The organism is Tepidibacter mesophilus, assembly GCF_002724055.1.
Classification (GTDB): Bacteria; Bacillota; Clostridia; order Peptostreptococcales; family Peptostreptococcaceae; genus Tepidibacter_A; species Tepidibacter_A mesophilus.
In genome coordinates, this window is the sequence record NZ_BDQY01000098.1 from 1 (window position 1) to 252 (window position 252).

General features: G+C 33.3%; 1 pseudogene. It reads left to right on the plus strand.

Annotation, left to right across the window (positions count from 1 at the left end):
• Nucleotides 1-252, plus strand: a pseudogene (locus Tmeso_RS16140) (DDE-type integrase/transposase/recombinase); the annotation flags it as partial.

The window sequence follows — 252 nt, forward strand, 5'->3', positions numbered from 1 at the left end:
ACTAGCTTATAATGTATCTACTAGCTTATCGCTAGATATAGCAACTGATACAATACATAAATTAATGAATAATAAAGATATTACGCTTGCCCCAGATGCATTTATTCATTCAGATCAAGGTGCTCATTACACTAGTCCTACTTTTCAAAAACTAGTTAAAGGTTTCGGATTAGGACAATCAATGTCTAGACGAGGAAATTGTTGGGATAATGCACCCCAAGAATCATTTTTTGGACATTTTAAGGATGAAAC